The 15,366-nt window shown below is 62.7% G+C and carries 16 protein-coding genes and 2 tRNA genes; 3 read left to right on the top strand and 15 right to left on the bottom strand.

What is annotated here, in order from left to right; translation table 11 throughout:
* Positions 1–29 precede the first annotated feature (29 nt).
* A complete protein-coding gene (locus tag ACLFLU_RS22010) occupies positions 30–2,252 on the bottom strand; it encodes a DUF3141 domain-containing protein (RefSeq protein ID WP_426406971.1) in 2,223 nt (740 codons plus the stop codon).
* Between the two features lie 143 nt (positions 2,253–2,395).
* Here ACLFLU_RS22010 and ACLFLU_RS22005 point away from each other — a divergent pair, with 143 nt between their 5' ends.
* Positions 2,396–2,932, top strand: coding sequence for an N-acetyltransferase family protein (locus ACLFLU_RS22005; protein ID WP_426406970.1), 537 nt, complete (start codon positions 2,396–2,398; stop codon positions 2,930–2,932).
* 413 nt (positions 2,933–3,345) lie between these two features.
* On the opposite strand, the gene ACLFLU_RS22000 is transcribed toward ACLFLU_RS22005, so the two are convergent.
* From ACLFLU_RS22000 to ACLFLU_RS21965, 8 genes are all read right to left on the bottom strand, one after another.
* Positions 3,346–3,750 carry a hypothetical protein gene (locus tag ACLFLU_RS22000; RefSeq protein WP_426406969.1) on the bottom strand — a complete coding sequence of 135 codons (405 nt, stop codon included), beginning with the start codon at positions 3,748–3,750 and terminating at the stop codon, positions 3,346–3,348.
* Positions 3,751–3,847: 97 nt separating this feature from the next.
* Positions 3,848–4,627 carry an outer membrane protein gene (locus tag ACLFLU_RS21995; protein WP_426406968.1) on the bottom strand — a complete coding sequence of 260 codons (780 nt, stop codon included), beginning with the start codon at positions 4,625–4,627 and terminating at the stop codon, positions 3,848–3,850.
* Positions 4,628–5,181: 554 nt separating this feature from the next.
* Positions 5,182–5,406, bottom strand: a complete 225-nt coding sequence (locus tag ACLFLU_RS21990; RefSeq protein ID WP_426406967.1) for an Arm DNA-binding domain-containing protein — start codon at positions 5,404–5,406, stop codon at positions 5,182–5,184.
* 267 nt (positions 5,407–5,673) lie between these two features.
* A tRNA-Asn gene (locus ACLFLU_RS21985) sits at positions 5,674–5,748 on the bottom strand.
* Between the two features lie 131 nt (positions 5,749–5,879).
* Positions 5,880–6,251, bottom strand: coding sequence for a hypothetical protein (locus ACLFLU_RS21980; RefSeq protein ID WP_426406966.1), 372 nt, complete (start codon positions 6,249–6,251; stop codon positions 5,880–5,882).
* A gap of 213 nt (positions 6,252–6,464) precedes the next feature.
* Positions 6,465–8,168, bottom strand: a complete 1,704-nt coding sequence (locus tag ACLFLU_RS21975) for a flotillin family protein (protein WP_426406965.1) — start codon at positions 8,166–8,168, stop codon at positions 6,465–6,467.
* 23 nt (positions 8,169–8,191) lie between these two features.
* Positions 8,192–8,851 carry an OB-fold-containig protein gene (locus tag ACLFLU_RS21970; RefSeq protein WP_426406964.1) on the bottom strand — a complete coding sequence of 220 codons (660 nt, stop codon included), beginning with the start codon at positions 8,849–8,851 and terminating at the stop codon, positions 8,192–8,194.
* A gap of 10 nt (positions 8,852–8,861) precedes the next feature.
* On the bottom strand, positions 8,862–10,025 hold the full coding sequence (locus ACLFLU_RS21965) for a PspA/IM30 family protein (RefSeq protein ID WP_426406963.1): 1,164 nt from the start codon (positions 10,023–10,025) through the stop codon (positions 8,862–8,864).
* 348 nt (positions 10,026–10,373) lie between these two features.
* Here ACLFLU_RS21965 and ACLFLU_RS21960 point away from each other — a divergent pair, with 348 nt between their 5' ends.
* Positions 10,374–11,510 carry a transporter substrate-binding domain-containing protein gene (locus ACLFLU_RS21960; protein ID WP_426406962.1) on the top strand — a complete coding sequence of 379 codons (1,137 nt, stop codon included), beginning with the start codon at positions 10,374–10,376 and terminating at the stop codon, positions 11,508–11,510.
* 268 nt (positions 11,511–11,778) lie between these two features.
* On the opposite strand, the gene ACLFLU_RS21955 is transcribed toward ACLFLU_RS21960, so the two are convergent.
* Complete coding sequence (locus ACLFLU_RS21955) at positions 11,779–12,042, bottom strand: hypothetical protein (RefSeq protein ID WP_426406961.1); 264 nt, start codon at positions 12,040–12,042, stop codon at positions 11,779–11,781.
* Between the two features lie 267 nt (positions 12,043–12,309).
* On the opposite strand from ACLFLU_RS21955, the gene ACLFLU_RS21950 reads away from it, so the two are divergent.
* Positions 12,310–12,504, top strand: coding sequence for a hypothetical protein (locus ACLFLU_RS21950; protein WP_426406960.1), 195 nt, complete (start codon positions 12,310–12,312; stop codon positions 12,502–12,504).
* A 41-nt stretch (positions 12,505–12,545) separates the two neighbouring features.
* On the opposite strand, the gene ACLFLU_RS21945 is transcribed toward ACLFLU_RS21950, so the two are convergent.
* The 5 genes from ACLFLU_RS21945 to ACLFLU_RS21925 form a co-directional block, all read right to left on the bottom strand.
* On the bottom strand, positions 12,546–12,692 hold the full coding sequence (locus tag ACLFLU_RS21945; RefSeq protein WP_426406959.1) for a hypothetical protein: 147 nt from the start codon (positions 12,690–12,692) through the stop codon (positions 12,546–12,548).
* A 191-nt stretch (positions 12,693–12,883) separates the two neighbouring features.
* Positions 12,884–12,957 (bottom strand) — tRNA-Cys (locus ACLFLU_RS21940).
* Positions 12,958–13,013: 56 nt separating this feature from the next.
* Positions 13,014–13,766, bottom strand: coding sequence for an ABC transporter ATP-binding protein (locus ACLFLU_RS21935; RefSeq protein WP_426406958.1), 753 nt, complete (start codon positions 13,764–13,766; stop codon positions 13,014–13,016).
* Between the two features lie 8 nt (positions 13,767–13,774).
* A complete protein-coding gene (locus tag ACLFLU_RS21930; RefSeq protein WP_426406957.1) occupies positions 13,775–14,485 on the bottom strand; it encodes an ABC transporter permease in 711 nt (236 codons plus the stop codon).
* Positions 14,486–14,624: 139 nt separating this feature from the next.
* On the bottom strand, positions 14,625–15,365 hold the full coding sequence (locus tag ACLFLU_RS21925; protein ID WP_426406956.1) for a tRNA-uridine aminocarboxypropyltransferase: 741 nt from the start codon (positions 15,363–15,365) through the stop codon (positions 14,625–14,627).
* Position 15,366 lies beyond the last annotated feature (1 nt).

Genomic DNA, 15,366 nt, shown 5'->3' with positions numbered 1-15,366 from the left:
CCTGTCACTCCCGATTGCGCCAATGCGTGTTACGACGCCCGTGCCTTTGGATCGAAAGGGGCGACGTTCGACGTCCACTCTCCTTCCCCGTCCAGTCCAAAGAGCCCGGCGATGCGCCGCAGACGGTTCGCGCGCTCGCCGCTAATGTCCTCACTCGCGGACAGAACCTCGCGCATCGCCGCGAATGCCGCGCGCCTCTGATTGAGATCGTTCGGCAGCATGTTGGGAATAGCGCCAAGCGCCGCGTCCCGATCCAGCAGCAGCATGAAGAATTGCTCGCGCACCAGCATCTTGAACGCGTGCAGCGTCAGCCGCTCCCCGGGGTGATCGCGCCGGATCTGGCGCAGCGCCTCGATGCTCCGCTCATCCACCATGCCGCGTGCCGAGCCGACATACAGCAGTGCGCGGATGGCCGCTTCGCGAAGGCCGCCCTCTCCCATCCGGGACTTCAGCTCGGCGATCCGCTTGTCGAGCATGGTGCGGTGCTCCGCCGACATCTCGCGGCGGCGCGACGGCGCGGAATTCGGATCGATGCCGACCGCAGCCTGGAGCGCCGGCGAGCCGTAGACGTTGAGGAAGATCGTTTCGCTCAGCGCCTCCTGCGCATCACGCCAGCTATCCAGCGCATGGACGATCTGTTTCGACATCTGCTCCTGGAACGCCATGAACGGATTGTCCTTCGAGACCGGCCTGCGATTGTCCTCGACACGATCGGCGGCCGATTTGATCGAAGCCATCCAGGGATTCTTGCTGCTGAACGCTTCGTATTGCATCCGCAGCGGATGCATGTTGCGCGCCCAGTCCGCCATCTGCGGCGTGACCATCTTCTTGAGCCAGGGCTGCACGAACTTCTGATAGGCCGCCAGATTGAGCTCGGAGACGCGCTTCGCCGCCGCAAACCGCCGCTCGTCTTCGGGCGAATTGCCGCCCATGGCGCGGATGTCATCCAGCGTCCGCGCCTCGCAACGCATCACCCATTGGCCCGCCGCGAGATCGGCATTGAGCGTCTCGCTGCCCCTGGCCTCGAACGTGGCTTCGTACAGCCCGGGCGGCAGCACGTCGATCAGGTCGATATTGCTGGAAAACTCGGCGTGTTCCTTCTTCGCCACGCCGCCGGAGACGAAGATACCGAGGTGACCGATGCTCTCGTGAACGGTGTAGACGATGGTCTGGCCATAGGCCCTGATCTCGTCGACGTCGGCGTAGCAGTCCAGGATCCAGTCCAGCGCCTGCTGCGGCGGGGTGACGTTGTCGCCCTTGGAGCAGAACACCACGATCGGCGAGCGGATGTTGCGCAGGTCGACCTTTTGTCCGTCGGACATCTCGATCCGGCCGGCTGCAAGATTGTTGCCGATGAACAGCTCGTCGACGATGAACTGGATTTCCTCGGCATTGAGATTGACGTGTCCGCCCCACCAGCGCTCGAAGTCGAGATAGCGCTCGGCCTCGGTGTCGACCTTGGAATAGACGTTGTATTGCTTGGTCCAGAGCGTGTTCGACGGGTTCTGGTTCTCGAAGTTCTGCACCAGCCAGGCGCCGTCGAACTTGCCGCCGCCGAGATCGCTCGTCATCGCCGTGAACCAGCTCCCGCCTAACAGTCCGCCGGAATAGCGCATCGGATATTTGCCGTGCACGCCCGCCCAATAGGCAAGCGGTGCGCCGGCGATGATCAGCGGCCCGAACAGTTCCGGCCGCAGCGATGCCAGGATCATGACGGCCCATCCGGCCTGGCAGTTGCCGATTACGCAGGGCTTTCCGTCGGCGTCGGGATGGCGGCTGATGACCGTCTCGATGAATTTCGCCTCCGCGCGCGCGATGCGCTCGATGGTCTGCCCCGGCATCGGCTCGGGCAGGAACCCGATGAAATAGCAGGGATGCCCCGCCTTCATCGCAACACCGATCTCGCTGTCCGCCTTGAAGCCGCCGATGCCCGGGCCGTGACCGGCGCGCGGGTCGACGACGACGAACGGGCGCCGGCTCATGTCGATCTCGACATCCTTCGGCGGAATGATGCGTACCAGCGCGTAGTTGACCGGCTCCTCCAGGGAGCGGCCATCCGTGATCAATTCGGCAGCATATTGCAGCACATGCGGCGCAGTCTGCGCGACATGCTCACGATACTGGTCGCCGCGCTGGCGCATGATGTCGAGGAACAGGACGCTGCGCTGTCCCGCATCGACCATGTATTCCACCGCTGAGGCGACCAGCCCCGACATCGGACCATCAGGCAGCTTTAGATCTTCCATCGCCATGTTCGACCTCGTCGTCGCACGAGGCCATTCAAGAAGTTCGGGAGTGGCTGACGTTGATATAGGTCAACGGTCGTCGACAGGGCTCGAGTCAACCACTACCCCAAGGAGTCATCCCCGCACTCGGTCCCCGCGAGACAGCCGCAATGTCGGATGTTGAAAAATTCATCCGCCACGAAAAACTACGCGACGGAGAAATGATCAAGATCCGGGCACTTCGACCCGGCGATGAGCTCGACATGCTCGCCGCGCTCGAAGAAACAAGTGCACAATCGCTCCAACGTCGCTTCTTTGTCACAAAGCGCCACTTTTCCGAACGGGAGCGCGCGTTCTTCATGGAACCCGATTTCAGGAACCATGTCGCACTCGTCGCCTGTACGGAAGGCCAAGGCCGCAACATGATCATTGGCGGCGGCCGCTATGTCATGTTCGAGCCTGGACGGGCCGAGACGGCTTTCGTCGTGATCGATGCTTGGCAGGGACGCGGCATCGGCGGGCTTCTGACGCGCCATCTGATCGCGATCGCCCGCGAAGCGCGATTGACGGAGTTGACCGCGGAGGTCCTATCGGAGAACGCGGCAATGCTGCGCGTTCTCGGCAAGTTTGGATTTGAGTCGGTACATTCCAGCGAAGCCGGTGTCGACATGGCATTGAAGCTCACCCAATACGCTGCCGGCACGTGAGCACGAACAATTTGAGAGAAAGGCCGAGCGCGTCGCGCGCCCCTGTCCATTAGTACAAGTAGTTCCGTATCGGCGGCATGCCGTAGGTTCCTGGCGATCCGAAACGTTCGTCGACCGAAGATCCGAATATCTCGCACGCAAACGTTAGCAAGACCCATGAGAGCCGAATCACGTTGCTTAGGAGTTACCCGATGGCCAAGACAGATGCGTATTCGCGTTGGTAGAGAGGTCGGAACAACGATTAAATTTCAATACAATCAATTACTCACTCGATAAATCTAATACCGGCCAGGCCGATGGCGCGGAGGAATTCAAGACCATCGCGATTTTCTGCGGCCTCGGATTGCTGCTCTCGCTAGTTGCGGCCATGCTCTACAGCCCTGATGTCACGGCCTTTTGAGGCGCTTGCGCCTTCAGGACGCGGTCGCTCGAACTCGCTCGCGTCCTTCGCTACGACGCTCACGCCGTTCCCGCCTTCGCTTCGCCCGCTCCGCGAGCGGCGGCAACGGTGGCACGGGTGCATTGACCATCACAGACGGCGTCGTCTCGATCGTCTGGTCGACGCTGGTGCGCGCCTCTATAAATTCGAGTGCGGAACGACCTTTGTCGGTGATCTTCCACCCGCCCCTTTCGCGATCGACCAGACCCTGCGAAAAGATGTCGAGTTCAGGTACGCGCGCAGCCAGCCGCTTGGTCCGGTCGGCCCAGTCTCGGCCGCTGGTCGCCAAGATCGCCATGTCGCGCTTGATGTCGTCCATCACAGCGAACCCGCCCGGATAGGACACCAAGATCTTCAACACCGTGACCTGAAAATTCACAGCCGAGTCTCACTCAGTCACACACAGTCGGCGCCCCGGAAAGGGCGCCGCGACCGAAGGCCCCGGCTGGCCGGGGCCTTCGCGCAGTCTAGTGCGATCAGTATCTCGCCGCGATCGGGGCACCAAAGCCACCGAAGCCACCGAAGCGATAGTTCACCCGAACGGTGACCATGTCCACATCCTGGCTAACCCTGTCGCCGAGGAGGGTGACGCGACCGGGTGAGAGCACACCTGCGCCTGCGAAGGTGCGGTTGTCATTTCCCATCCAGAGGTGATCGTATTCAACACCGGCCGACCAGTTCGGCGCGAAGCCATACTCCCAGCCAACGCCCAAGGCACCGCCCCAGCGCGTGTGGCTTGCCGAGTCCAGACCGACCCCGGTAAGGTTGTTGAAGGCATCAAGACGATTGTGGGTCACGGCCGCGCCACCCTTCACGTAGAGCAATGACGCGTTCCACGCCCAGCCAAGTTGCGCCGTGAAGAGACCAATGCCGTCGGTTTTCCCTGTGGTCGATAGCAGCGGATCGATCAGGGTGACGCGCGTGTTCTTGATGTCGGCCCAATCGCCCTGCGCTTCCAGTCCGAGCACAAACTGATTTGTTTGCCAGCGATATCCGATCTGTCCACCAACGAGACCTCCGGAGCGAGAGGCGCAACCACCCGCGACTGTCCCTGCCGGCGTGACGAAATCCACGCAACCGCGGCTCTGGCCCCACCCGCCGTTGGCGCCGATGTAGAAACCGGTCCAGTCATAGATCGGAGCGACAATTGGAGGCGGCGCCTTAGTGTACGGACGGGCCGCCAAGTCAGCCGCCGATGCGGGGGCGGATAGACCCACGGCCATCATCGAGACTGAGGTGATTAGAAGCTTTTTCATTGCGACGGCTCTCCCCTGAAAGAAGTTTAAAATGGCAAGCCCCCACCCAAGGAGCCAATGCTATCTCGCTCGCCTGCAGGTTGATGTAGCCAAGCCGCAACACTTGGCGCAGATATTCAACGAGAATTCGTCAAAGGTTTTAGTCACTTACATGGAACCGAACACCCGCCAACGTGCATATTGCGGATGGCAAAACCGCCGACCTGCAGCGGACCACGACTTTTGGCTCTCCTGACCGGGACGACCTCTGCTCTACCTCTCGCTTCAGACATGTCGCCGAGGTGGGCCAACTGCGCACTCGTGGCTGCAAGCCTCGCGCGAACGGCTCACCAACGCGCTTGTCGTTCTTCTTGCGCTCGGTGCGCTGCTTCAGTTCGGCGAAAGGGACGCTCCACTTGGCGTCGTCGAGGTCAAAGTGAGCCCATTGCCCGCCTGCCAGTTCGCCGGGACGCGGGAAGCGCAGCGCGAGCAATCGCAGGGCATAGCCGACGATGTTGCCGCTACGGCCCTCATAGAAGTCGATCTTCCGGAGCAACGTCCCGAAGGCGGCTGGATCAACGATCGCAGGCCGATTCTCCTGTCTCGCGGCGGTCGGCGGTCTTGTCGGCCGGGTCGCAGGCCGCAATATGGAGTTCCCGCGCCGTCTGGAGGCTGATGGCTGGATAGCTGCCGAGGGACATCAGCCGCTCCGACCCGTTCAACCGGAATTTGTACCGCCAGAGCTTGGCCCCCTTGGTCGTGACCAGGAGATACAGGCCGCCCCCGTCTGAGAGCTTCACGTCCTTTGATTCGGCCTTGGCGTTTAGGCCCCCCGATCGGAGAGCGCTTTCCGGAACTTCATTCAGACCCCCGTGGCTGGAATTTGGGGGTATTTTGAGGGGGACAAGGCCCCTACCCCCTCCGCTACCCCAACCGTTCCGGACACGGGCGGGCAGTTATGGAAACCATAGAACAAAGTAGAACAGCAAAACCCCTGCATTTTCGAGGGGTTATCTACTTCTATTGTCGAATTTTGGTGTGTTTCGAGAGGCTTGGAAACAGCCTGATGGCTCCCCGGGCTGGATTCGAACCAGCGACCATCCGATTAACAGTCGGATGCTCTACCGCTGAGCTACCGAGGAAAAGGCGAACCAGTCGTTCGCGCGCGGCTGCGTATAACAAAGCCGGTTGCGCTTGCAAAGGACGAATTCGTCATCCTTCGCAAAGCATCGAGGAAGGGCCTGCGGGGCCCCTCCTCGGGCACAGGTCAAGATTACTCGGCGATGAAGGACGTGGTCTTGGTGCCGGGGTCGTAGCGCAGCCGGAGCGCGGTCATCTTGCAGAGGTTGACGTTCTTCCAGAGCACGGACTCGTCATAGTTCTGCCAGTCGACGCGGATGTTCCAGACGCAGCCCTCGTCGTCCTCGTCGAACTCGACATAGGTCGAGGCCTGGTTCTGCAAAACCTTGTCCAGCTCGTTGTCCCATTCGTCCAGGCCATCATCGGGCGCGTTGAAGCCCAGGAATTTGATGGCATAGCCGGTCTCGTTGACGACGGTAACGTTGCGGGCATCGGCCGCGAACGACGACGGAGTAGCTACGATCGCAAGTCCGATCGCGATCAGTCCAGACAGAAAAAACTTCATGTGAAATGCTCCGGATCGAAACAGGCTCCGGCGCCTGACGTCGATCGGCGCAGGCGCCGCGGCAACCGATGGCGTTGCCTCGAAGGGTCCGTCCGGAGCGAGATCGAGAGGTTCGACACACCCTCGATCCACGCTCCGGCTCGTTGCGCGACGCGAGACGCGCAACGAACCAGTTCATATCGATTCGAATTCTCCGCAGCAATGAACCGGCATTCATAGATCGGCGGTGTTTGCCTTCTCCGGCGCAGGTACGGCCGGCGGCGTTACCGCGGCACCATTGGCCTTGCCGGTAACAGCGCCGACCAGCGCCTTCACGGGATCGTCGCCCGGCGCAAAACCGCTCTGGCGCAGGATCTCGTCGATCATCGGACGCAGCGCGTGGACCTTGAGGAGTTCGCCCGCGAGCCCCTCACCGAAGCCGACATTGCCACCACCGACGCCATTGCCGCCGAACGCGCCACCGGTGTGCAGGATGCGAACGTCCTTCAGGTTTCCGATCGGCCTGACCATCTCGGCCAATGCCGACGGCATGGTCTCGATCCGTTTCTTGGCGAGCTCGAAATCGATGACGTTGGCGCCGAGCTTGTTCTGCGCCTCGTTCTTGAGCGTAATGATTGCGGCTTCGGCCTCGCCGATGTTGCGGACGCCGACCGCCTTGATCTTGTTGGACTCGGCTTCCGCCGTGGCCAGCGTCTTGACGGCCTCGGCGCGGTCGAGCGACGCCTTCTTCTCGGCTTCGGCGGCGACGATCAGCTCGGTCGATTTGCGCTCGGCCTCGGTGCGCGCGGCGAGCACCTGGGTCAGACGGGAACGATCGGCGACCTCAACGGCCCGTGCAGTCACGACCTTTTCCTCCGCGGAGACGGCGAGCGCTTCGGCGGTCTTGGCCTCGGCGACGGCTTCCGAGGTCTGCTTGCTCTTGGATGCGATCTGGATCTCGTTCTCCTGCGTCGCGATTTGGATCTCGCGCTGCGCGTCGGTCTTGCGCTTGTTGATGGCGAGGTCCGACTCGATGACCGCGGTTTCCTTGACCTGCTTGGCGCCGGCCTCCTTCTCCGCGACCGCCCGATCGGTGTCGATGCGGGCGTTCTCCTCGGTCAAGCGCGCGGTCTGCGTCGCGGTTGCGACTTCGGCGCGGGTGCTAGCCGTCTTGTTGGCGATGTCGCGCTCCTGCGACAGCTCGGCTTCCTTCTTGGTCCGCTCGATCGTCAGGGTCTGCTGGCGCGCCTCGAGGTCCTTCTGGGCGATCGCCACTTCGTTGTCGCGCACGATCGAGTTGCGGTCGCGCCGGCGCGTCTCGGTGACGGTTTTCAGCTGGGTCAGGCCTTCGGCGTCGAAGAAATTCTCAGGATTGAAGAACTTTACGTCGGTCTGGTCGAGCTTGGTGAGCGACACCGATTCCAGCTCGAGGCCGTTCGATTTCACGTCGGACTCGACGGTTGCCTGCACGTGCTTGACGAAATCGCTGCGCTTTTCCTGTAGCTCCAGAATGGACATGGTCGCTGCAACCGACCGCAGGCCGTCGACGAATTTGGCCTCGACCTGGTTACGCAGGGCTTCGGCGTCATTGGTCAGCGCGCCCAGGGTCTGGCTCGCGAGCGCAATGCTCTCATCGTCGGGACGGACACGTACGTAGAACTCGGCGACGATATCGACGCGCAGGCGATCCTTGGTGATCAGGGATTCGCGCTCCTTGCGCTCGACCGTGAGCCGTAGCGTCTTCAGATTGACGCTGGCGTAGGAGTGGAAGATCGGCAGGATCATGGCGCCGCCGTCGAGCACGACCTTCTTGCCGCCGAGGCCGGTCCGCACAAAGGCCTCGTCGCGCGTGGCGCGCTTGTAGAGGATCGTGAAGATGATCCCGAGGACGACGATCAGCGCGACGCCGATCATGGCCGGGACTGCGATGTCGAACATGACTTTCTCCAATAATGACTTTGCTAGCTGCTTAGAGTGGGCTTGGACGGCTTGAGTTCATCGTCGGCCTTGACGGCCACGAAGCGGGTGTCGACGCGGTCGACCAGGAGGACCAGGGTTCCCTGCGGCAGCGGCGATGACGTGGGAGCAGCAACCGCAGAGACAAAATGCCTGTTGCCGTGGACATCGGCGACGCTGACGCGGCCGGGCGGCCCCTGGTCGAGCGGGCCGACGACGACCTCACCGACGCGGCCGACGAGATCGCTGAGGCTGACCGCGTAGCTCTCGTCCTTGGGAATGACCCGCGCGATCCCGCTGCTGGCGGCGCGGACCAGCGGGACCGAGACGACGACGGCCGCGATCGAAGCGATCGAAGCCGGCAGTGGACCGGCCACCATCCGCGCGACGTCCTGGATCAGGAAGCCGGTGATGGAGAAGGCCCCAAGCGCCAGCAGCAGGAAGATCAGCAGCGGCACGCCGCCGACATTGATCCAGGAGATGGCGTTGATGACGCCATTGTCGCTGGGATGGCTGAAATCGATGCTGGTGCCGAGCATCTCGCTGAGCGAGGCTCCGACCAGCATCGTGACCACTTCGAGCGTGCCGACGATGAGGATCATGGTCGCTGCGATCGCGAACGGCCTGACCTCCGGCGACATGACGTGTTCGAGCAATGCGCTCATGACACATTACTCAGGAGCGCGACTTCAACCGCGCCAGCCTCGCTGCAATCTCCTTGTCGCGATGCAACGTGCTGAGCTCGTCGATGTCGCTGGAATACGGGATGCCCGGCGGAACGCCGGTGACACGTGCCACTGCCCTGCCCGCGCGCAGCGCCTTCCCCGCCGCCGACGTGCCGCCACGCTTGCGGGGCGAGGTCGAGGCCTGGTGGCTGGCAGCGGCCTCGCTCTTTTCGAGATCGACGCGACGCTGCTCGGCATCCTGGAGCGCCGAGAGCACCGCCCGCAGCGACGTCACGCACTGCTCGATCTTCTCGTTGTTCTCGTCGATGGCGCGGGAGAGCACCTCGAACTGCGCCTCCAGGTCCATCTGCCGCGCGATGCCGGCGCGGGCGAGATCGTCGCGGCTATCCGCGATCGCGCCCTCGATCTTGGCGGCGAGATCGGTCATCTCGCGCTCGATCTCGGTGCGGCGGGCGTTGAGGCGGTATTCCTCTGCGCGCGCGGCCGCGAGCGCCTCACGCGCCTCGTTCTCCGCGCGCTCGATCTCGCGGATGGCCTGGCCAACCACTTTCAGCTTGTTGTTGCCTTCCGCCTGCTCGATCGCGTCATAGGCGATGCCGGCGATCAGACGTCCGACCCGGGACAGGAAATTTTCGGGAGCGGCAGCGATGGTATCCATAGCGTTCTCCTCCTCTAGCAGATTGTTCGGCGTGACGCCGTAGTGAACCTCGAAACCGTCGTCGGTGCGGATCAGGTGCGCGGGCACGCTCTGGCCCCAGCCCTCCGCGTAACCGGCGTAGTCGAAGGGCACGTTGAAGCGCCCCTGCACCGTTGAAATCGAAATGGTCGCCGGGCCCTTGATCTTGGCGAGCTTGTCGTCGAGCGGCAGGCGGCGGCCTTGCGCCGCGCGATAGTCGGCGCGGTCACGCAACCCCAGTGTCACCAGCCGCGACGGCAGCGCGGTCTCCTTGCGGATCGGCTCATAGGCATGGGCATGCAGCAGGACGACGTTGGAGCCCACATTGTGGGTCCGCGCGACCTCGTCGAGGATCTCCATCATGCGGTCATAGGCCCTAAACGTCGCCTCCATCGCAGCCTTGGCGGCAGGATCAGGGGCTAGCCTGTAACGCAGCGCCGATGGCGCATGTCGGGGCGACGGGCTCATGGAAAGCACTAAAGCACCATTTTGGTGCTTTACAAGGGGGAAGCTCGATCACGTTCCACTGATCCTGATGCACTCTATGGATTAGTCGCTGCCGCCTGGGGCCGCGTTCAAGGCGGGCCATCACCTCTAGATCACCGCCGATCAAGACTTCTTGCACGCGCGGGTTGCAATTTGAGACGAAATGCCGGGACCTAAGAGGCTGCACGGTGTGATGCAGCATGGGCCCCGGCTCTGCAGCGCATCACTTCGTGCTGCGCAGCGTCCGGGGCACGAGACCGTCTCGTGCTAGACTCAGCCATCAATTCGTAACCAGCCACCCCAGGGTCCGCTGACAGCACGGTTCAAGGAAAACTGCTGATGGATCATCCTGAACCGGCGACCTGTGCTCGCGGCAGAGGTACCCGTCTGCTCCGGGCGATCGCGGAGGTCGGTGGGCTGGCCTTGGCGCTACTCATCTGCGTCGCCTGGTCTACGGCTCACGCCGAGACCGCCAAGCTCCGGGTGGCGACCCGAATCGTGCCACCCATGGTCATCGAGAAGAACGGCGTCCTGAGCGGCTTCAGCATCGAACTGTGGAACGGTATCGGCGAGCGCCTGAATCGCGAGACTGAATACGTCGTCTTCTCCGATGTCAGCGAATTGCTTGACGCTGTCGGAAGCGGACGAGCCGATCTCGCCATCGCAGCCATCTCGATCACGTCCGAGCGGGAGAACAGGTTCGACTTCTCTCAACCGATCATGAACTCCGGGCTTCAAATTCTGGTGCGTGGCACTTCCGCCAATGTCGAGCCGAACCCGTTGCGTGATCTGATGCAGCTGTTCTTCTCCCGCACGCTTCTGATCTGGCTCGGCATTGCGCTGCTCTTGATCCTCGTCCCGGCGCATCTGATGTTCCTGGTCGAGCGAACGCATCACAGCGGAATCATTCCAACCAAGAGGTACTTTCCGGGAATTTTCCATGCGATGTTTTGGGCTGCGGGCACGTTGGCGACCCAGGCCGACCAGATGCCCCGGCACTGGATGGCGCGTATCGTGGCCGTACTATGGATGTTCACCGGCGTCGTGTTCGTCGCGTTTTATACGGCGCAACTGACGGCTTCCCTGACAGTGCAGCAAATCAAGGGACCGATTAACGGTCCGCATGATCTCGTTGGCAAGGTCGTCGGTACGACCCGGGGGAGCACGGCGACGGTCTACCTGAATGAGGTCAAGGCCGAGACTCTCGAGTTTGAGAAAGTCGACGACCTCTACAGCGCCCTGTTGAACCAGAAGATTGACGCAGTCGTGTTCGATTCACCTGCCCTGCTCTACTACACCACCCACGACGGCCGAGGATTGGCGCGGACGGTTGGCGACGTCTTCCACAAAGAGGACTACGGCATCGTCTTTCCGACGGACAGCCCACTGCGCAAGCAAGTGAACGAGGCTCTTCTGGGCCTCCGCGAGAGCGACACGTATCAGCGGATCTACGAGGAATGGTTCGGCAAGCACTAGATCGGCCGACGCAGGTTATCCCGTTTTCGTATTCCGAATTCTGGATAACCTCATGATCTCGCCACGAGCAATGATCTGATCGATCGACGAACTAGTCAGTAAATCGATTTGACGGAGATATGACAGGGTGAAGACATATCTGCTTTCGGCGTCCGCGGTATGTCACCGTTTTCCACAGCCTGTCCGCAGCATATCCACAGGGCGACTATGCCGGATTCGCGAGGTCGCACGAGCCACTTGCTGCGCACAAACTCACAGGCCAGCTATGTCAGCCGCCGGCCTGGTCGAACACGGTGCGGCAAGCCTCGCTCAAGCTTGAGCGGTTACGGCGCAGGCAGGCCGTGATGGCGCGAACGTTCGGGATTTCGCCGGCGCAGAGCCGGTAGACGTCGGGGGAGCAGGCCCGGCGCTGCTCCGGCGTGCCCTGCTGCGCCTGGGCGGCAGTGGCAAACAGCGTCAGGAACAGCCCGACCGTCGAGGCGCGACGCGCCCGGCTTCTCACACCCGCAAACCGCAAGAACCTCGCCTTCATGACCAGTCTCCTGTCCGCCGTGCTCGCCCGGCCTGCGTAGGCCGGCGTGTGAAGAGGTAGGAGGAATAAATCGCGCCGGATGTGATCTTGTTCACACTAGCCGCTGCCTGGGGATGCCTAGAGTTCCATCGGGGATCTCTAGGGATTCTTCAGGAATCGCTAACCAAACGGATCTCGATCGGCCGATCGTTAAAATGCGAACGATCGGGTCAATCGGGAAACAAACCGGCTTTGCGACAGTGCGCCATCCGCGTTCCGGAGGGTGTGATGAGCGAAGCCGAATTCAACTTGATGCTGGAAGCCGTCCGCGACGCTATGATCAATGAAGATTTCGCGACCGCGCCGGAGGAGGAATTCGTGCCCCGCTCGTGGAGCTTCTTCGCGACGCCCAAGGCCGCGAATGACAATGAGGGGGCCTGGCCCCTCGTGCCGTTTCCGGACGGCTGGTACGCCGCCTGCTGAGACCTCCTGGCCCGACCTAACGGCGGGCCACGGGTCAGCGATCAATTCTTGACCTTGTCCTCGTCGTCCTGCTGCGCCCTTTCGGGTGCATCCGGCGGGAAGATGCTGTCATAGATCGCGCGCGCCTCGGCAATGAGGCGAGCCCGCTCCAGCTCGGACTTTGAGATAAATCGGACGATCTCGCCCACGTGTGCTCCAGCGCTCAATGGTTGGGACTGCATGCCTTCGCAGATGCGAAGTCTATGCCATCGGGCCTGAATCGAGGGTTTCCAACAAGCCCCGGGCAAACCCGGTGGGCACGGGTCAGCCGGCTCCCTCCGTACGATTGGCGGAACTCGGGCGGAATTCACATTTTAGCTGAAATATCAGAAGCTTGTGATGGAGGCCACGACCAGAATTGAACTGGTGTACACGGTTTTGCAGACCGTTGCGTAACCACTCCGCCACGTGGCCCCGTAAGGGCGGAGCAATATAGGGGATCAACGGCTTAGGCAACCCCGACCGGGCAGTTACACCTTCGCGGCCCCGAGGTATCTGGCAAGAATCACCTCCGTCGTGCCGGCTGCGATGATGCGCCCCTCTTGGAGCAGGATGGCGCGGTTGCAGGTGCTCTTGATCAGGTCGACGTCGTGCGAGGCCAGCACCAAAATGCCGGCACGCGCAACAATCTGGTCAAGCCGCTGCCTCGCTTTCATCCGGAACTGCTGGTCGCCCACGCCGATCCATTCGTCGAGCAGCACGATCTCGCCCTCGACGGCGGTGGCGATCGCAAAGATCAGCCGCAGCATCATGCCGCTGGAATAGGTCCGCAGCGGCAGGTCGAGCCGGTCCCCGAGCTCGGTGAAGTCCGCGATCTCCGCGCGCCGCGCGTCGATCTCGGTGCGCCGCGCACCGATCACCAGGCCGCGGCGCATGATATTCTCGTAGCCGGTCCCCTCCTCGTCGAAGCCGGCCGACAGGTCGAACAAAGAGAGGCTGCGGCCAAGCACGTCGATGCTGCCTGCGGTGGGATGGTAGATGCCCGCCAGGACCCGCAGCAGCGTGGTCTTGCCGGCGCCATTGGCGCCGACGATGGCGACGCGATCGCCGGCACGGATGTCGAGGTCGATGCTATCAAGTGCGGTGACGATGTGCGGACGGGCTGCCTCGCGGCGCAGCGTCACGGCGCGAACGAAACGGCTGCGCAGCGAACGGTCGCGGAACGACATCAGCGGAAACGTCACCGAGACGTTGCGCAGCGCGATATGGGCCGTGGTGCTCATCCCGCCCCTCACAGCCAATACGCGACACGGCGGCGGTATTTTGCGTAGCACCCCAGCCCAATAGCGGCGACGACGATCGCGTAAGTGAGGCCGAGCAGCCATTGCTCCACATCCATTGGCTGCGACAACAGCGGCCTGCGCACGAGATCGAGCAGCGTCGCGAATGGATTGACCCGCGTCAGCCATGCGAACGCGGTGCTGCGCACGCTGTCCTCGGTCCAGATCACGGGCGTGAGGAAGAAGACGAACTGCAGGCCGCTCACGATCGCAGATCCAATGTCGCGAAAGCGCGCGCAGAGCATACCGAGCGCGACCGAACCGCCGAGCAGCACGACGAGCAGGATGGCAAGGCCGGGCACCACCAGCAGCATGGTCCAGTGCAGCGGCCAGGGCATCACGACATAGAGCATGGCGACGATCAGGAGATGATGGGCGAAGATGAGGCCGTTGCGCGCAATCATCTGCAGCACGTGCACGATCAACGGCGCCGGCACCGCCTTGATCAGATGGCCGGAGGCCACGAAGATGTTAGAGCCCTCCTGGAGCGTCAGGCCGACCGCGAAAGGCGGCAGGAAGCCTGCGATGTCCTGCTTGAATAACGCGGCGTAGACCGTGCCGACGCTGACGATCGTCGCCGCCAGCGTCAGTGTGATCCAGAGTGGTCCGATCACGGTTAGCCGGTAGCGCAGCGAAATGTCCATCAGGGCGAGTGTGCCCAACGATCGAACTGCGCCGCCTGGGCCAGTATCTCCTTCGCCGCGCTCTGAATTCGGCCGCCCCTTCTGCTCCCGGATCTGTCGGTCTGTTTCTGCCCGCTCCCGGCGGGGCAATCAACCGTACGGACGAGATCGGCTTGCGTCAGGACCGTTTGCTGCGGCGGAAATCGCGGCGCCGGCCTTTCGGCGCCGGCTTTGGTGCCAGTTCCGGCATCTCGGCCTGAACCTCGCGGTAGCGCGTCAACAGCCGTTCAAAGCTCGCGTTCAGCATCTCGGCGATGTCGGGCCGCTTTTCCAAGCCGGCCAGCAGCGTCGCCGCCGCTTCGATGGTCGAGAGCCCGTCCTTGCGCGGCTCGCGGCGCAGGCTCCCGTAGCGCGACGGGCGCGCCGGATTGAGGATCACGCGCTGGCATTTCAGCATCCAGGGATTGCGCCACCACAGCGCCTTGGCCTGGCTCCAGGTGCCGTCGAGCAGCACCACACCTTCGAGCTTGCCGAGGATGGCGCGCTGGTTCTCCGCGACCTCGCCCTTGCGGTTGAGCGCGACGATCTCACCCTCTACGTCGAGGTCGGCGGCGCGGGCGGAGCCGAGATAGAGCACGGCCCAGTGCGAGGCGTTCTCGATCGGGTGCCCGAGCGCCTTGGACAGGCTCGGCCAGGACAGGCCGACGCGGACCGTCGCATCGGCAAAATGCCTGGCCAACAGCCGCGCCGTGCCGAGCGCCCTGTCCTGCTCCTGCGGATGCTGGAGGATCAGGAGCTCGAGGCCATTCTCGATCGGCGTGACGCTGTCGCAGATGCAGAGCGGCATCGGCTTCTGACAGTGCGGACATTCGGGAATGGGCTCCGGCGCTGCGGCCGTGGTTTCAGCTGGGTTCGACATG

This window comes from Bradyrhizobium ganzhouense, from assembly GCF_049949285.1.
Lineage (GTDB): Bacteria > Pseudomonadota > Alphaproteobacteria > Rhizobiales > Xanthobacteraceae > Bradyrhizobium > Bradyrhizobium ganzhouense.
Note: the sequence above shows the minus strand (reverse complement) of the source record. Positions and strands in the feature narration are given on the sequence as shown.